At 49.5% G+C, this 17,429-nt stretch carries 12 protein-coding genes; 3 read left to right on the forward strand and 9 right to left on the reverse strand.

What is annotated here, in order from left to right; translation table 11 throughout:
* Nucleotides 1–22: 22 nt before the first annotated feature.
* On the forward strand, nucleotides 23–2,881 hold the full coding sequence (gene gcvP / locus ACHZA1_RS04320) for an aminomethyl-transferring glycine dehydrogenase (protein WP_320054010.1): 2,859 nt from the start codon (nucleotides 23–25) through the stop codon (nucleotides 2,879–2,881).
* A gap of 840 nt (nucleotides 2,882–3,721) precedes the next feature.
* Here the strand turns inward: gcvP and ACHZA1_RS04325 are convergent.
* Nucleotides 3,722–4,006, reverse strand: a complete 285-nt coding sequence (locus tag ACHZA1_RS04325; protein ID WP_320054011.1) for a hypothetical protein — start codon at nucleotides 4,004–4,006, stop codon at nucleotides 3,722–3,724.
* A gap of 535 nt (nucleotides 4,007–4,541) precedes the next feature.
* Between ACHZA1_RS04325 and ACHZA1_RS04330 the strand changes: the two genes are divergently transcribed.
* A complete protein-coding gene (locus tag ACHZA1_RS04330; RefSeq protein WP_320054012.1) occupies nucleotides 4,542–4,940 on the forward strand; it encodes a hypothetical protein in 399 nt (132 codons plus the stop codon).
* Between the two features lie 773 nt (nucleotides 4,941–5,713).
* Here ACHZA1_RS04330 and ACHZA1_RS04335 read toward each other — a convergent pair.
* The 8 genes from ACHZA1_RS04335 to ACHZA1_RS04370 all read right to left on the reverse strand — a co-directional run bounded on the left by ACHZA1_RS04335 (nucleotide 5,714) and on the right by ACHZA1_RS04370 (nucleotide 13,833).
* Complete coding sequence (locus ACHZA1_RS04335) at nucleotides 5,714–6,907, reverse strand: helix-turn-helix domain-containing protein (protein ID WP_320054013.1); 1,194 nt, start codon at nucleotides 6,905–6,907, stop codon at nucleotides 5,714–5,716.
* 271 nt (nucleotides 6,908–7,178) lie between these two features.
* Entirely contained in the window at nucleotides 7,179–7,829 is a 651-nt protein-coding gene (gene elbB, locus ACHZA1_RS04340) for an isoprenoid biosynthesis glyoxalase ElbB (RefSeq protein WP_320054014.1), read from the reverse strand.
* A gap of 84 nt (nucleotides 7,830–7,913) precedes the next feature.
* Nucleotides 7,914–8,699 carry a DNA/RNA non-specific endonuclease gene (locus ACHZA1_RS04345; RefSeq protein ID WP_320054015.1) on the reverse strand — a complete coding sequence of 262 codons (786 nt, stop codon included), beginning with the start codon at nucleotides 8,697–8,699 and terminating at the stop codon, nucleotides 7,914–7,916.
* 312 nt (nucleotides 8,700–9,011) lie between these two features.
* Nucleotides 9,012–9,968: a glycoside hydrolase family 5 protein gene (locus ACHZA1_RS04350; protein WP_320054016.1), complete on the reverse strand. Its 957-nt coding sequence runs from the start codon at nucleotides 9,966–9,968 to the stop codon at nucleotides 9,012–9,014.
* Nucleotides 9,969–10,231: 263 nt separating this feature from the next.
* A complete protein-coding gene (locus tag ACHZA1_RS04355) occupies nucleotides 10,232–11,218 on the reverse strand; it encodes a D-alanine--D-alanine ligase (protein ID WP_320054888.1) in 987 nt (328 codons plus the stop codon).
* 37 nt (nucleotides 11,219–11,255) lie between these two features.
* Entirely contained in the window at nucleotides 11,256–12,335 is a 1,080-nt protein-coding gene (locus tag ACHZA1_RS04360; protein WP_320054017.1) for an RluA family pseudouridine synthase, read from the reverse strand.
* A 21-nt stretch (nucleotides 12,336–12,356) separates the two neighbouring features.
* Nucleotides 12,357–13,259, reverse strand: coding sequence for a PASTA domain-containing protein (locus ACHZA1_RS04365; protein ID WP_320054018.1), 903 nt, complete (start codon nucleotides 13,257–13,259; stop codon nucleotides 12,357–12,359).
* Nucleotides 13,260–13,506: 247 nt separating this feature from the next.
* A complete protein-coding gene (locus tag ACHZA1_RS04370; RefSeq protein ID WP_320054019.1) occupies nucleotides 13,507–13,833 on the reverse strand; it encodes a hypothetical protein in 327 nt (108 codons plus the stop codon).
* A 359-nt stretch (nucleotides 13,834–14,192) separates the two neighbouring features.
* Between ACHZA1_RS04370 and ACHZA1_RS04375 the strand changes: the two genes are divergently transcribed.
* Nucleotides 14,193–17,423: an FAD-dependent oxidoreductase gene (locus ACHZA1_RS04375; protein WP_320054020.1), complete on the forward strand. Its 3,231-nt coding sequence runs from the start codon at nucleotides 14,193–14,195 to the stop codon at nucleotides 17,421–17,423.
* Nucleotides 17,424–17,429 lie beyond the last annotated feature (6 nt).

Here is a 17,429-nt window from a genome sequence, read left to right on the forward strand (position 1 = left end):
TAACCTTGTAACAACATAAACAATGGCAAACGATAATTTTGTCGAAAGACACAATGGTCCACGTCAGCATGAGACGGAAGAAATGCTTAAAACCATAGGCGTTGCTTCGGTAGATGAGCTAATCAACCAGGTTGTACCTGAAGATATCAGACTAAAGGAACCGCTAGGCCTAGAAAAGGAGATCAGCGAGTACGAATTTGCCCAAAAGGTCAAACAAATTGCCTCCAAGAACAAGCTTTTCCGCAGCTTTATCGGCATGGGATACTACCCCACCTACACGCCAGCTGTTATTCAGCGAAATATCTTCGAAAACCCCAGCTGGTACACCTCCTACACCCCTTACCAAGCAGAAATCTCTCAGGGAAGACTAGAGGCGCTGCTTAATTTCCAGACGGTGGTCCTTAGCCTTACCGGCATGGAGATTAGCAACTGCTCGCTGCTCGACGAAGCTACCGCCGCGGCCGAAGCAATGACCATGATGCTCGGTGCACGGTCGAGGGCGTCCGTGAAAGCTGGCAAGAATGTCCTGTTTGTTGACGAAGATATCTTCCCTCAGACGCTGGATGTTATAAAACTTCGCTCCACACCACGAAATATTGAGGTTGTGGTTGGCAAATTTGAGGAAATAGAGCTTACCGACAGGATGTTTGGGGCAATTGTTCAGTACCCAACCGCATCGGGCAAGCTAAAAGACTATAGCGCATTCGCCGCAAGGTGCCACGAGAAGGAAATTCTCGTTACAGCCGCATGCGACATCCTTAGCCTTACCCTTGTGAAGGCTCCAGCCGAGTGGGGCGCCGATATTGCCGTTGGATCTACCCAGCGATTTGGCGTTCCGATGGGATTTGGGGGGCCTCACGCTGGCTACATGGCAACCAAAGACGAGTACAAGCGCAACATGCCCGGCAGAATCATCGGCGTATCGGTTGATCGACTTGGAAAGCAGTCGCTCCGACTAGCGCTACAGACCCGCGAGCAGCATATTAAGCGCGAAAAGGCAACATCGAACATCTGTACCGCGCAGGCGCTTCTTGCATCTATGGCCGGAATGTTTGCAGTATACCATGGACCCGAAGGAATTCGCAGAATTGCCCTTCATGCCCATAACTCTGCCTGCACAGCCAACAAGGGGCTCGCTGCATTAGGGTACAAGCAGCGTAACGCCAGCTTCTTCGACACGCTAGAGGTAGAAGTTGCCGACGCAAAGAAGATCCAGGCCCTTGCACTTGCCAAAGAGATCAACTTTTTCTACCCCTGCGACAAGACTGTTCGCATGAGCTTCGACGAAGTTACCACCGAGGCCGAGATTAAGGCTATCCTCGACATCTTTGCCGCTGCCGCTGGCAAGAAAAACGAGGCATCTACCGAAATTGGTAGCACCATTTGCTTCGATAAGCAGTTCGAGAGAACGTCAGCCATCCTCACCGAGAAGGTATTTAGCAAGTACCAGTCGGAAACCGAGATGATGCGCTACATAAAGAAGCTCGAGCGCAAGGATATATCGCTAACGCATAGCATGATCTCGTTGGGATCGTGTACAATGAAGCTAAATGCCGCTGCAGAGATGCTTCCGCTCAGCTTTCCTGAGTTCGCAGCCCTGCATCCCTTCGTTCCTGCCGATCAAGCCGAAGGATACTACGAGCTACTTAAGGATTTGGAGAAGGATTTAGCCATTATCACCGGTTTTGCCGCAACATCGCTTCAGCCAAACTCTGGCGCAGCCGGCGAATACTCTGGATTGATGGTTATCCGTCAGCACCACATCAATAATGGTCAAGGCCATCGCAACGTTGCCATCATTCCGGCTTCGGCGCACGGCACCAACCCCGCATCAGCTTCCATGGCTGGCATGGAAGTAGTGGTAGTTGCCTGCGACGATAAGGGAAACATCAACATAGACGACCTCCGCGACAAGGCAAACCAGCACCGCGACAACCTTTCTTGCCTAATGGTCACCTATCCCTCTACCCACGGCGTGTTCGAGAAGCGCATTAGGGAGATGGTTGACATTATTCACGAGGCAGGAGGCCAGGTGTACATGGATGGTGCCAATATGAACGCTCAAGTTGGCCTTACCAACCCTGGATTTATCGGCGCCGACGTTTGCCACCTAAACCTGCACAAGACATTTGCCATCCCTCACGGCGGTGGAGGTCCTGGCGTTGGTCCAATCTGCGTGGCAAAGCATCTAGCCCAGTTCCTACCCTCGCACAGTATGATAAAGACCGGTGGAGATAAGCCCATCAACTCGGTTGCCGCAGCGCCATTTGGTAGCGCCAGCGTTGTGCCTATCACCTATGGCTACATTAAGATGCTAGGTGCAGAAGGATTGAAGAAAGTTACCGAAATGGCCATTCTAAACGCCAACTACCTTTCGAAAAAGCTAGAAAAGCACTACAGCACCCTATACACCGGCGAAACCGGACGTGTTGGTCACGAGTGCATCATCGATGTACAGCAGTTTAAGCGCGAATACGGCGTTGATGCTACCGATATTGCAAAGCGACTGATGGATTTTGGCTTCCACGCCCCTACCCTATCGTTCCCAGTACACGAAACGCTAATGGTAGAGCCTACCGAGAGCGAATCAGTTCAGGAAATCGACCGCTTTGTAGAGGCCATGATCACCATAAAGAACGAGTGCGAGGAGATTAAGGCAGGAATTGCCGATGCCGACGACAACGTACTCAAGATGGCCCCCCATACTGCCGAAGAAGCTTGCGGCAACGAATGGAACCACAAGTACGATAGAATGAAGGCAGCATATCCGCTCGAATGGATCAAGGAAAATAAGTTCTGGCCCGCATGTTCGCGCGTTGATAATGGCTACGGCGACCGCAATCTTGTTTGCACCTGCGCATCAATAGAGTCTTACCTCTAGCTTAGGGCACCCCCGTATAAAACAGAGAGCGCTCATCTCACGATGAGCGCTCTTCTTCTTTCTAAAAAGATCCTTGTCCTTTATACTTTCTCAATGCTTACCTGGCATTTTACGCCTTCCTTACAATTAATGTATACCTTAATAGCTAAACCTAATCATACTAAGAGTGGGGTTGAATGTCAATTTAAAGTGTGACTCTTCCTTTCAAACTTTCTATACAAAAGTAGGGGCGTTTGTGTAATTTTCCTAACGCTACTATCGTCAAGATGTACAGAATTTACCTTTTGAAACATCAGTAAGCACCACGTATTCAAGCCTTTTACCAATTGGAGCCCGATTACCCCCGCAAAGAGCCCAAAATGGGCATCAAGCAGGGCGCTGCGGCGCCATATCTTTCGATGAAGGCGGAAGCGCGCTGCACAACCACCAAGCAAGCGCCTGCTTTTGCTCAATTGCCACCAACGCGGAGCAGCCGCACGCGTAGGATTTGCCCCCTAGCGTAAGCTTTGCCTCCGGGCATCCGCCCCTACGCCAACCCAGCATGCAAGCGGACTGCCGAAGCGGTTGTCACCACCATCCTGCACCATGCTATCCCCCAACTTTAGCAGAATATCTGGCGAGTTTCTCGCGCAACCCGAAGGATTCATCCAGAAAGCTGATGGGTTTACCAAGATAAGCGCCATACAGCACAAAGCAGGGGGCAAGCGAGCCAGTCTGCCCTCCCCCAAATGCAATGACATTAGGTTAAACATAGAGCTCAACCAGCGCTGTCATGCCAAACTTGCCCCGAAATCTAAAGAGGAACCCAATATATTCTATAAAATACCCTTCGGGCAGCCATTAGCCCCCGAGATAAGCACGTGATGACACTCCGAGGGGAAGCGACTCCTTAACTTTATGACATTGCCCCCAAAATGGCATGTGACATCCGGCAACTTTACCGTGCAACCCTCCATTTTTCTGGAGATAGCCGCCAAGCTGATCAAGAATCCCCCCAATTTTCACGAGAAAGCTGGCAACTTTCACGATAAGCTCGCCGATTTTATGGTGATAATTGGCAGCTTTCACGATAAAATCGCCAACTTTCTCGTGAAACCTGGCGATTTTATCGTGAAATTCCCCCAATTTCTCGCACTTTGAGGCCCCGCATCTATTCGATTACCGCCTAAATGCAAGGCACTTAACCCCAATACGGCGCGTAGCCTATCGGCATAAGCGCCAGCAGCCACTATCATTCCGCTTTTACCCAAGCAGCCCAAGCGCAGCAGCCTCAAACGCATGTTTCTTCCATTGGTAGCCCAGGTTGGACCCCTGTAGCACCTGCGGCTAACGCCCCGAGCCGAGCAATAAACCACCATACTAGCCGCAGCACCCAACATTTACTATACATTCACCTACATTAACCCGTGTTTTGGCATATATACTTAGAAACACACCAAGCGTATTAGCTATATATGCCAATATGCCAACAATACAAGCATCAAACTTTAGCTGAGACACCATTCGCTAACAGGCAATAAAAGATAGCTAGTTTAATAGCATATAAACATTTAGCTGGAATATATTTTTTTTGAAAAATATTGCGCTTTACACATAATTAATTTACATTTGCTATAACAAGGAACCAACATTAACAACTTTATTAAAAAAAGAAACGACCATGGAGAATAACTCAAAGATTAAATTAAGCACAAATGTGCCTGATCTTCTTACCAACCTGCAAACATTAATTACTAAGCACAAGTCCGAAGGAGAATCGTCGCCACTGCATGCGCTTCCGAGCGTCAACATCCCACAGATGGAGGCCATTTTACCAAAAGCACTGGCGCTGCAGAAAGAAGCAGAGGAGTTGAAGGCGAAAACAGATGCAAAGTACCGCGAAAGAGACAACTGCATAGAGCCTATCGCAGAAACGCTACGCCTAAGCAAGAACCTGCTCAAGGTTATCAACGAAAAGAATCCAAAAGTGCTAGCCGAATGGGGCTTCAACGTAAGCTACACCACCAATAAGAAGACAACCAAGAAGGTTACGAAGAACAAGAAGAATCCAGAGGAATAGCGCGCCCCCCATAAAACGACGAAGGGCACCTGCTTAAGCAGGTGCCCTTCGTCGTTTTCGCCCAATTAGTGCCATCGGATAGCGCACAACGCCCAAAACGCGCACAATTACGCCTACAGCGGCTGTCTAATGAACACCTACGAGGTGCTGCCATCGAAAAGCAGGAGCAGGCGCATACAATACGCCCAGAAAGAGCGCCGAGCAGCGCGTGAGGTGCCACATTCAGCCAGCTTAGCGCCATATTAGCTTCAAAAGATAAATAATGTCGAGGAAAAGGAGGTAAAAAGGCCGAGCAAGCTAGCCCTTTCGGTAAAGATATCGGGTATAAGTACGAAATAAGGGCGGACTCTTCGCGAGTGCGCCCTTGAAACTTCAGATCAAAAGTAGTTCTTTCATCTATTTCACAATAGTAATTCCCTTTAGAACCTTTTTGATTAAAAACATTAGTCAATAATGCTAAACCTAACTTCTGAAAACACTAGTATGTGGGAGAAAAAAATGTACTACACTATAAAAGCGCTTCCCTTAACGCTTGGACAAATGTACTGCGGGCAAGCATCCCCTGCAAACGATGCTAATGCCATAAGGTGCATAATTTACCTTTTGACAAAAAAGGTTACCTACTCGCTAAAGCCGCAGGATACAACCGTAAGCCACCCGCCCAAAGTGCGCGGAAATGCTTATTGCCCTTTACACAGGCACATTTGGCTCGTGTAAAAGGCAATAAGCTATGTTTTAAGTACTGCTGTAGGGGTAGGACCGCAGAATTATGGCTACGATGCGGCTCCAACAGCCTCCTTGGAGGCCGAAAGCGGGCGAACCTGCCTAAACTTACCGGGGCTCATGCCGTACTCCTTGGCAAAGGCCCTGTAAAAAGAGTTCATGGAGCTGAAACCCGACTCCTCGGCAATATAGTTCAGGCTGTAGATGTCATTTTCCTCGATGGAAAGCATCTTCATGGCATGCTCCACCCGCTTTTGGTTGACAAACGAGCAAAAGTTAAGGCCAAAGCTCCTGTTGATGTAGTTCGAAATGTAGGTACGGTTGGATTCGATGGCATCGCACACGTCCCAAATCTTCAAATCCTTCTTCAGGTAGAGCTCTTTCTCGAAAAAGCACTCGTCGAACCGCTGAATAAAGGAATCGTCGACGATGTCAACGCCATCAACCTTCTGCTCCTCCATAAATTTCTCCTCCTCGCACTCAACTTCAAGGCAAACCTGCTCCTGCCGATTCCCCACAAAGCCGATAAGGTAGAGCATCGAGCTAAGAATGCCGGAAGGAATGATCAGCAGCCAGTCGCTTTTACTAAAAAATTGAAAGCCGATGGCATTGAAAACGATGCTAAGGATGGAAGTTACCGATAGCGCGAAGAGAATGAACGATAGATTGTTGATATTACGGGCCTCGGGGTTGGAAAAGAAGTCGCGAATGGAGACATTGTACACCCGAATGCGCCTAAAGTTGTTGACAAGCGTAAAAATTACCAGCCCAGCAAAGACAATTCGCGAGGAAACGAACAGAATTGCCACAAAAGAGGCCCTCCCCGACGAGAAAAGTAGCTGCGCGAAGTGGTTTTTTGCCACTGCTTGCTCGATAATCACCAAATCTTTCCCCGAAAGCGTCAAAACGCCCACGCCAAGGGCTATAAAGTACAGGAAAGCCGGCAGATAGTGGAGCAAAAATCGGGGCTGGTAGCGCTGATAGGTTGTCACCAAGCAGATATAGTGGTAGTACATCGGAAAAACCAGCAAACTGGCCATGGTGTACAGGGGAAGCAGGTATACAAAGCGCTGTATCTGCCCGTTGAAAAAGGGAATGTAGCAGACATATAGCAAAAATGCCGTGAACATGAATACCGGAAGAAACCTACGGGCCCTATTATCCCTTTGCCTATCAAAAGTTAGCGTGGCTGCCCAAAATAACGTTATCAGCGATGGCAGCGATACCACTAAAGTGTGTATCATACGATTCAAAATTTACCGCAAGATAGTAGATATTATGAAAAATAGAGCTGCACAACTCATGATTATCGTAAATAGGCGCTCCATAATCGCCAACTTCAATTAAAGTAAGCAAATAAAAAGAGCCTATTTGTAAAACAACCACAAAATAGGCTCTACTATGCCATCATAAAGGGATAAACAGGCGTACCGCAACGCTCAAAAGACCGAAAAAAGGGAAAAACAACCCACCGGTAGGGCGCATATCAAGGCACAACGGGCGGCATGAAGCCATTTACCGCATCGCATTCACCATTTGGGCAACCAAATTGGTAGCCCCCTCGAAGATATCCTTAATGGTAGAGTTCAGCATATAGCATGGCGTTGTGAATAGCCTATTATTCGCGTCTACCACAACCTCGCCCTTCCCCGAATTCTCGTGCTTTGCCCCAAAGCTTTCGATATCGGCAGCAGTTCCCCTATCCGAACCAATGGTGAGCACCCCTTTACCCAATATTTTGGCGATAGCAACGGGAGCGATGCACATTGCACCGATCATTTTCTTCTGATCGTAGGCCTTCTTAACGGCTCGCTCCACCTCGGGGTTAACTTTCATGCGCTGCCCATCGCTACCGTAGGTGCTGAGGTTAAGCGCCGCGCCAAATCCGCCGGGGAAGAGCAGCGCGTCGTAATCAGCCGCACGGTATTCGCCCAGCGGCTTGATGTTTCCACGGGCAATACGGGCCGATTCAACAAGAACATTTCTCTTTTCGCTAACTTTCTCGCCCGTCAGGTGGTTTACCACACGAAATTGCTCAACATCGGGAGCAAACAGCTGGTACGAGCAGCCAGCCATATCAACGGCAAGCATCGCCATGATGGATTCGTGAATCTCGGCGCCATCTTGTACGCCACATCCTGAAAGTACTATAGCAAACTTCTTCATGGTAGGTTCTTTTTCGAAAAGATATCAATTAAAGATGCAAGAATCAAGACCAAAGTGGCCAAGATCATCGGTATAAGTAGGCCTTTAGTGCGATTTCTTACGCTTCCAGCTCCAAAGATTAGGATCAACCTTTGCTTCGAGGCGCTTTTCCACATCATCGGGGAGCTGATAGAAGAAGTTGATGCCCGTAAAATGCTCAACGCTATCAACCGATACGGCAAAATGCCTAACCGGAAGATCGCTACCCTGGTTGGGCATAATAAATCCAATAGCTTTTAGCCCAGGTTCGGTGTAATCGAGAATAACCTTATAGTAGTAACGGGGTACGGCAACACCATCCGAGCCAATTTTGGCAAGTCCAGCGCGAAGAACAGGTCCTGTTGCGATGTAAAGCCTCCCGTTATCGATAGCCCATGCGCGCACCTGCTCCTCCAGCTCCTTCCATACGCCCCGATTGAAGCTGGGCTCCTGCGGACTCATATTGCTAAAGAAGAAAGACTCCCTCATCGTGGCTTCCGACCATCCCATATCGGCAGCAGGTGCCAAATGACCGCGATCGTACCCCGAATGCGCGTAATCGGCATTGGTTGCCGAGCCAGTTTTAACCAGCGGATCTTCAATAAACTTGTTGGTACGCTTAATCCCCCTAGTTTCCACGTGCTCCTTTGTAAGTACGTAGGCAACCCACGAGGCTTGCTCGTTCGCCTCGCTATACGATAGGGTATAACCCGTGTGCTGCACAATCTGCGACCGTGAATCGGCCTTGGGCAGCTCGTACTTAACCTCATTTACGGCTCCCCGGTTGTTCTGCGCTGCAAAAACCGAGAGGCTAAGAAGCAGCAGCAGCAAAAAGTAGTAGCGTATTTTCATCTCTACATATTATTTTGCAAAGATAGCGAAACAAAGAGAGCATATCCGAAGACATTCCACGGCTCCAGCCCTGTCGTCACGGCATTTTTTAAAGGATAACATAATATATATAGGTAATACTCTTCTCCGCGATTGCCGAAGTTGACGTTGGCAGTGGAAAAATGCACGAAAACATGGCGCTATGCCGAAAAACATAGGCACCAATTGGCGCACGAGCAATCGGCGCTTAGCAAATTGCATAAAAAGGCAGGGGACAACGGTAACGTTGTCCCCTGCCTCAATTCAAACTACAAAACGATCATAAAAAAAACGCTACTGAATACCATTATACTTGCGCACCGTTGCACGAGTAAGTTTCCCGGTCTCCCTTAACACCTTATCATCCCAATTTCCTTCCGTTTTTGCACGAGGACTAAGCATCGAACAGGTCTCATTCTTGTCCGAAATAGACCAAATAACCCAGCTTAGGCGATTTTTCTCCATCCAGTCGATCCATTTCTGCCATTCGGTGTAGTCAACCGGGCCATCACCAGAGGCTTCCATGGATGCGCACTCCGAAACAAAGAGCGGGATGCCCTTCGACAGCGCATAATCGCCCTTTGCACGCAGCTCCTGCCTATGCGTGTTGGCGTAGAAGTGAAGTGAGTACATAATATTTGTATGTCCAACGATGGGATTGTCGGCAACCACGTCGAGATCCTGATCCCAGTGGGGATTTCCGACAAGAATAACGTTATCTGGGTCGATGCTACGGATAACCTTAATAACTTCTTCGGAGTAGGACTTAACCTCGGGCCACGATTGGCGCTCTGGCTCGTTAAATATCTCATAAATCACGTTTGGACACTTCCCATACTTGGTCGCCATCTTCCTAAAGAAGACCTTGGCAGCATCAAGCTGAAGATGATGGCAATGCCAGTCGATAATAACGTAAACGTTGTTCTTAATGGCAGCATCAACCACGGTCGTGATAAGCTTTTCCGACCATACCGAGTCTTTCAGATAGCCATCTTCGGGTTCCACGCCCATCGCGGCCCGAATAACCGTGGCACCCCAGTCATTAACCACCCACTTTACCGACGAAGCGTTGTAAAAACGGGGCCAAAATGTGTGCCAGCCGTAGCTTACACCGCGTAGCTGGATAGGATTACCCGTTGCGTCAACCAGCTGAGTGCCCTTAACGCTTAAAGCCCCGTGCTTTTTCACCAGCTGAGCGCTTGCCACACCAAAAACCACGAGAAAACTTAGTGCCAGAACAAATCTTTTCATCTTAATAACTCCACAAATCGAATGTTTAACTTACGGAAGCCCGATATCTGCGATATAAGGCCCAATCAGGACACGAATATAGACCAAAACATAACACTGGTTAACACAGAAAGGTAACTCTGAAAGAATGGTATCATACTATGACAAATAAACACTAAACAGAAGGCAAGGCTAATAGCGTTTCTACCAAAAATACAATGTCTTACAAACAAAAAGGTCGACACTTAGTGTGCCGACCTTTTCTATTATCTAACATCTAATGTCTAAAATCTCTCAATAGCATCCTCAATTTCGAGGGTAAGCACATCGCGGAGTTCAAGCCCCATGGTACGCACCTGCTGTGGTACGATGCTGGCTTGGCTCATACCAGGGATGGTATTAATCTCGATGAAGTAAAGCTTATCGTTGCTGTAGATGTAATCGACGCGCACAATGCCACGGCAACCTAAAACATCATAAATATGCGACGACAACTCCTGAACCCGTTCGGTAACCTCCTCGGAAATACGGGCTGGGGTAATCTCCTCCGACATGCCCGAGGTGTACTTAGCCTCGAAGTCGAAGAACTCAGTTTTAGGAACGATTTCGGTAACAGGAAATACAAGAGCCTTGCTTGGAGTCTTAATCAGCCCATTGCCCAGTTCAATACCGTTGATGCACTCCTCGATAAGGATGGCATCGCCCTCGGTAAAGGCAGCATCGATGGCACCCTGGAGCTGCTCTACGCTCTTTACCTTGGTTACGCCGAAGCTGCTACCGCTTGCGTTTGGCTTAACGAACATGGGTAATCCAAGTTCCTCAACCAGCGCATCGGCATCAACCTGCTGCCCCTTGCGAAACATAAAGCCTCGTGCCATATCAACGCCTTCGCCATCGAGGTACTTCTTGGTTGTGTACTTATCGAAGGTAAGCGCCGAGGTAAAGGTGCGGCAGCCGGTGTATGGTAGGCGGATAAGGTCAAAGTAAGCTTGGAGAATGCCATTCTCCCCTGGAGTTCCGTGAATCATCAGCAGCACGCAGTCGAAGGCAACCTTTGCACCATTCTCCACAAAGGTGAAGTCGTTCTTGTCGATGGCGATATCGGTCTTACCCTCCTGCTTCACCGTCCATTCGGCTCCCTTTATAAAAATGGTGTAGGCGTTGTAGCTATCGCGGTCGATAACCTCGGCGATTTGCTGCGCGCTCTTAAACGAGATGACGGCTTCCGACGAGTCGCCACCTGCAACGATGGCAATGTTTTTCTTGTTCATAACGGTAGTTATTCTTGTAGGTGCAAGCACCTTGTCGTTAATCTTCTTCAAGTTCCAGCTCACGGCTGGCAATGTAGGTACGCCAGCGATCAAGCAGCAGCGCCATATCGCTTGGCAGCTCGCTCTCGAAGTACATCTCCTTTTTGGTAGTGGGATGCACAAAACCCAACGAGCGGGCGTGCAGCGCGTGGCGCGGACAGATATCGAAGCAGTTCTTCACAAACTGCTTGTACTTGGTAAAGGTAGTTCCCTTAAGAATTTGGTCGCCACCGTAGCGCTCGTCGTTAAACAGTGGATGCTTGAGGTACTCCATGTGGACGCGAATCTGATGGGTACGCCCGGTTTCGAGTCGGCACTCGATCAGGTTTACGTAGCCAAGGCGCTCCAGCACCTTATAGTGGGTTACGGCATGCTTGCCTTGATCGCCTTCGGGGAAAACGGTCATCTTTAGACGATCTCTGGTGCTACGACCAACATGCCCGACGATGGTTCCCTCATCCTCGGGTAGATTACCCCAAACCAGCGCAGTGTATACGCGCTTGGTGGTATGGTCGAAGAACTGCTTAGCGATATAGGCGTGGGCAAACTCATTCTTAGCGATAACAAGTATGCCCGAAGTATTCTTATCGATACGGTGAACCAATCCTGCACGCATATCCCCACTCTGAAACAGCGGAAGATCCTTCAGATGGTAGGTCAGCGCATTCACCAAGGTTCCGTTGTAGTTGCCATGACCAGGGTGCACCACCATACCTGCCTTCTTGTTGATGATAATGACATCATCATCCTCGTAAAGGATATTGAGCGGAATGTTTTCGGGGATAATCTCCAGTTCCCTGCGGGGATATGGAAGCACAATGGAAATGGTGTCGAGCGGTTTTACCTTGTAGTTCGACTTTACCGACTTCCCGTTAACCAGAATATTTCCGGCATCGGCAGCGCTCTGAATGCGGTTGCGCGACACCTTCTCCATGCGGTTGGTAAGCCACTTATCGATGCGAAGCATCCCCTGTCCCTTATCGACGCCGAAGCTGAAATGCTCGTACAGCCCCGACTGCTCATCTTCCTCCTCCTCTTCCTGTTCGTCGACAAAGTCAGGATCTTCGTATTCCTTCATTATGCGGGATTAATGATTTTCCTATAAATTTTCTTCCGTTGATTGCTCCTCGGGGGTTGTTGCTGTATCAACCGTAGTAACCGTATCGGCGCCATTGGGCGATACCATCATCCACGACTGCGGCTTCTTCTTCGTGTTCTTCGACAGGTAGACGTTCACCTTCTTACCGAGGCCGAGCTTCGTTCCTACCAATGGATTCTGGTAGTAAACCTTGGCCTCGAGCGAATCTATCGAGTTGCGAACGGTCTCGTCGTATCGGGCTTCTCCGACATTTAGGTACGACTCAACTATCGACGAACGGGCTCCTCCAAAGGTTTGCCCTACCACATTGGGCACCTCGGTAACATCGCCCTGCGACAGCCCAACGACCAGCTCGATGGCAGAGCCAACCGGAATCTTAACGCTAGAGTTCAGGCTTCGCCCGTTGAAGCGCTGCTCGAGCACGTTGTTGGTGGCAATGTCGCTTACGTACTCCAGGCGACCTACAACAAACCCTTGCGATTCAATAATTGCCTTAGCCTGACGAAGCGAGTAGCCAACCACGTTGGGCACGTTGCTTAGCTTAGGCGTACGGGTTATGATGGTGACAAATATCTTACGCCCCTTCTTGACCTGCACGTTAGGCTTGGGGTTTTGGTCGATAATCATGCCGGCTTGCCTTCCGGGAATGTAGATCGAATCGGCAATCTGAATCTCCAAGTTCGAATCATCAGCCTTAGTAATGGCATCGTCAATCATCATGCCCCTAAACTCGGGAACAGGCTGCGACATCCCATGCTGGGTAATAATGTTCAAGAAAAGCGACATAACCAGCCACAGCAGAATCAGTAACCCGAATGCTATAATCAGCTGGCGGCTATAAACATTTGCCCATGCGCGTTTAGCCTTTACCTTGATCGTTTTTGCGATTTTATCGAAATCCATTCCAGTAATTTTAAAAAACCGACTAAAATTCAGACAAAGATAAAATTATCTGGTTGAAGTAATGCTATGCAGAGGAGGTAACATAGGGATTTCGCTTTTAACCCAAATTCTTCAATACAACGAGACGCATGCAATGCGCCTCTATCCCGCGACGCTGACTCTGACTGGTGGAGACGCGAGCATCGAGTCTCAAAACAAATTTTAAGAATGGTTTTTACCCCAATCTTTGCCAACCAACGATCAACGCTCAACGCTTCCGGCCTCTCCAATACGGAGCAATAAAAGCGCAGGGCTTTTCACTTTGTAAATGTTCGTCTGCCATGCGGCGATTGAGCTTTACACTTCGTAAATGCTCCGTTGCCATACGGCGATTGAGCTTTGCACGATGTAAATGCTCCACTGCCGTGCGGCGAAGGAGCTTTACACAATGTAAATGCTCGTCTGCCATGCGGCGGATGAACTTTACACGATGTAAATGCTCGTCTGCCATGCGGCGGATGAACTTTACACGATGTAAATGCTCGTCTGCCGTGCGGCGATAGAACTTTACACGATGTAAATGCTCGTCTGCCATGCGGCGGATGAGCTTTGCACTTCATAAATGCTCCTTTGCCATGCACCAGCAAAGGCTTCCGTCCCCTAAAGTTGCAGCTGAAGGTTGAAAAGAAATATACGTGAGCTAAGCGTGGATGGCAGCAGCACAAAAGAGGGCTTCGCCAATCCGCCAAGTACCAGAAAGCAGCCCACACGCATTTTAACACAGAATAAAATGCACCGGAGTACTGTTAAAACACGACCATCGCCACTATTATCCTAAAAAACAACTACGCCACCATCATTTTTCTTGTCTTTTCGAATACAACGACAGTTAAGTTTAACTAAATTGGGCAGCACTAAATCACAACCTAAACCGTAAACCAAAAGTACCAACCTATGTATAAAGTAGACGTACACCCCATTTTGGATATTCCAAAGGGGAAAGAAGTTGAATTTCGCTTCGACGGAAAGATCATTAAAGGGGAAGCAGGATTAACCATTGCCACCGCCTTACACCGGGCGGGCTACCCCATTCACAGCCACAGCCTCGACAATCGCGAGCGTAGCCTCGAGTGCGGCATCGGCAAATGCGGTGCCTGCGAGATGCTGGTCGATGGCGTTGCCAAGCGCATCTGCATAACCCTTGTTGATGGCGTAAAGGAAGTTCAGGAGATACCGCAGGACTACATCCCTTCGAGCAAGGAGCCAGCGGCTCAAAAAGAGGAGAAGATATTCCGAACAACCGTAGCCATTATTGGTGCAGGTCCATCGGGGCTTGCCGCTCGCGAGCTGCTACTCAAGAACAGCATCCCCAACCTGGTGGTCGACAACAACAGCAAGATTGGCGGTCAGTTTAACATGCAAACGCACCAGTTCTTCTTCTTCGAGAAGGAGAAGAAGTTTGGGGGGATGCGCGGCTTCGAGATTGCCAAGACCCTTGCCGGCGACAACATGGATGGGATTCTCCTCGATAGCACCGTTTGGGATATTCTAGAAGGGAAGCGCATTGCTGTAAAGAACATCGTAACCAACGAGATTTACTACATCGATGCGGACTACCTTGTAGTGGCAACAGGCGCGGTTCCATTTATGCCCGCCTTCGAGAACGACGACCTGCCAGGCGTATACACCGCCGCCGTTGTACAAAAGATGATGAACCAGGAGTACACGCTCCTTGGCAAAAACGTGCTAACGGTTGGGGCTGGCAACATTGGCTACCTTACCTCCTACCAGCTGATGCAGGCAGGAGCCAACGTGAAGGCAATAATCGAAGCGGCACCACACGAAGGCGGATTCCCCGTTCAGGCCAACCGTGTTCGCCGCTTGGGCATTCCAATAATGCTTTCGCACATTCTGGTAAAGGCAGTCCCCAACAAGGATCACAATGGCATCGTTGGCGCCATTATTGCCGAAAGCGAAAACTTCCTGCCAATCCCCGGTACCGAAAAGTACATCGATGGTATTGATGCCATAAACATCTGCACCGGGCTCTTCCCCGACAACCATCTCCTGATTAAGGGCAACGAGGTGTTCGGCAAAAGCTGCTACGGGGCTGGCGATGCCATCCGTATTGGCGAGGGAACCAGCGCCGTGCTTCGCGGTCAGCAGGTGGCTTACGAGATTATGCAGGAGCTTGGGCTGCACATCTCCTACAACCGTTACCTTGCGGTTTCGAAGGAGTACATCGAATCGCAGCAGCACCCGGTTCATCTGCTAAAGGAGGCAAATAAGCCATCGGGCGAACGCCTCGAAAAGCCTTTTGTGCTTGCCGACTGCCTCTACGGATTTGCCTGCAACCCTTGCAGCTTTGCCTGCCAGTACGGAGCCATCACCAAGCATTCTACAGGCTCAACTCCCGTTATCGACTACACCAAGTGCATTGGCTGTATGCAGTGCGTTACGCTCTGCCCTGGCTTGGCTATCTTCGGGTACAACATCGGCAAGAAGCAGATCTTCCTCCCCGTTGAGTTCCACGTCGAGGAAGGAACCGAGGTTTACCTTGTTGATAATAACGGCAAGAAGATGGGCGAAGGCGTTATCGAAAAGGTAATCACCAAGCCGAACAAGACCAACCTGGCAAGGGTAAAATGCACCTCAACCACCACCGACGACCTTACCAACATCCGCGGATTTATTGCTAAGGATAGATATCCAGAGCCAATAGCTCTTAAAGAGGCACCAACGGATGTGGAATCGGAACTTTACCTCTGCCACTGCGACGACGTTCCGCTCGACGAGGTGCTTTCGGTTATTGGCAACCGCAAGTTTATCTCTGCCGACGAGATTAAGCACACCACCCATCTTGGAATGGGACCTTGCCGCGGCAAGCGCTGCATGAAGCGCCTAAAGGTTGCCCTTGCTCCAATGGGTATCGAGATTGTGGGTGACTCTACTCCTCGCGGACCGCTATCGAACCAAATTACGCTTGGCGAGTTAAAGCCAAACGGCAAGGAGCAAAAGTTTATCACCGACATCAACTCGAAACCCACCAAAAAGGTAAAGGTTACTGCACTAATTGCCGGCGGTGGAATCACCGGCAGCTCGCTGTTTATGCACATGGCAAAGGCTGGCCTCGAGCCCACCCTGCTCAACTTCGGAAGAGGCTCGTCGTGGAGGAACATTGCCGGAGGACGCCCTGCCTTTAGTCTTCCGGAGATTGCTGACATAGCCATCAATAGCAACGAGCAGTTTAAGCAGCTGCAGCAGCTATCGAACATCGACTATCGCCCTATCAACTACGTTAGCTTTGCCCACGACGACAAGACCTACGAGGCTCTTGAGGCATCTAAGGCTTGGTCGAACGCCTACATGGTGGCTCCAAAGGATTTCGACAAGGAGATATCGCCATTCATGAACCCCAAACTCGACCTGTACAAGGGTGCGCTTATAACCCGCGACTGCTGGCAGGCAACTCCTGGCAAGACGGTAGATTTGGTTCGCGACTTGGGGAAACAGCATGGCGGAACCGTCGAGGAGGATAGCGAGCTAATCAGCGTACACAAGGAGGGCAAGGAGTACGTTGCACTTGTTCGAAACCATAAGAAGGAGTTTACCGAGTACCGCACGGAACTATTCGTGAATGCGCTGGGTGGCGATGCCGACAGGTTTGCCAAGCAGCTGGGGTACCACCTTGGGATGTACCCGGTAAAACATCAAGCATTTATTACCCGCCGCCTACCTTGGCTTGGCGCCAAGACTACGCCACTTGGAATGCTTATCGACAGGCGTAGGTACAAGGGATTTGTTGCCGTGTACGGTCAGCAGCTGGCTGATACCGGACAGATCATCGGCTGCGCTTCGCCAATGAGCGACCCCCAGGAGGCAGGAAAGAACCTTACCATCAACTCGCAGGAGTTCCTGAAGATTGTTTCAGAGGTGTTCACCGATTGGATTCCTAACCTGTCGAACATCGGTTTCCAGGCATTCTGGGCAGGCTACTACACCGAGCCTAGAATGTACGTCGACCCAGAAGCGGGACTTCTAATAGGGCTACGCGGGCATGGATTTATGCTCGGCTTGGAGATGGCAAAGCTGTACGTCGACAAGATTACCGGAAAACCGACACCTGCCTACTTCGATAGGCTCTCGATAAAGGGAGATGGTCTACCGGAACAGGCGTTTAAGTAGAAATAG

This window comes from uncultured Acetobacteroides sp., from assembly GCF_963667355.2.
GTDB lineage: Bacteria > Bacteroidota > Bacteroidia > Bacteroidales > ZOR0009 > Acetobacteroides.

What these genes read in the sequence shown, in the direction of transcription:
- gcvP (WP_320054010.1), top strand. Translation starts at nt 23, where the DNA reads ATGGCAAACGATAATTTTGTCGAAAGACACAATGGTCCACGTCAGCAT.
- ACHZA1_RS04330 (WP_320054012.1), top strand. Translation starts at nt 4,542, where the DNA reads ATGGAGAATAACTCAAAGATTAAATTAAGCACAAATGTGCCTGATCTT.
- ACHZA1_RS04335 (WP_320054013.1), bottom strand. Translation starts at nt 6,907, where the DNA reads ATGATACACACTTTAGTGGTATCGCTGCCATCGCTGATAACGTTATTT.
- elbB (WP_320054014.1), bottom strand. Translation starts at nt 7,829, where the DNA reads ATGAAGAAGTTTGCTATAGTACTTTCAGGATGTGGCGTACAAGATGGC.
- ACHZA1_RS04345 (WP_320054015.1), bottom strand. Translation starts at nt 8,699, where the DNA reads ATGAAAATACGCTACTACTTTTTGCTGCTGCTGCTTCTTAGCCTCTCG.
- ACHZA1_RS04350 (WP_320054016.1), bottom strand. Translation starts at nt 9,968, where the DNA reads ATGAAAAGATTTGTTCTGGCACTAAGTTTTCTCGTGGTTTTTGGTGTG.
- ACHZA1_RS04355 (WP_320054888.1), bottom strand. Translation starts at nt 11,218, where the DNA reads ATGAACAAGAAAAACATTGCCATCGTTGCAGGTGGCGACTCGTCGGAA.
- ACHZA1_RS04360 (WP_320054017.1), bottom strand. Translation starts at nt 12,335, where the DNA reads ATGAAGGAATACGAAGATCCTGACTTTGTCGACGAACAGGAAGAGGAG.
- ACHZA1_RS04365 (WP_320054018.1), bottom strand. Translation starts at nt 13,259, where the DNA reads ATGGATTTCGATAAAATCGCAAAAACGATCAAGGTAAAGGCTAAACGC.
- ACHZA1_RS04370 (WP_320054019.1), bottom strand. Translation starts at nt 13,833, where the DNA reads ATGGCAGACGAGCATTTACATCGTGTAAAGTTCTATCGCCGCACGGCA.
- ACHZA1_RS04375 (WP_320054020.1), top strand. Translation starts at nt 14,193, where the DNA reads ATGTATAAAGTAGACGTACACCCCATTTTGGATATTCCAAAGGGGAAA.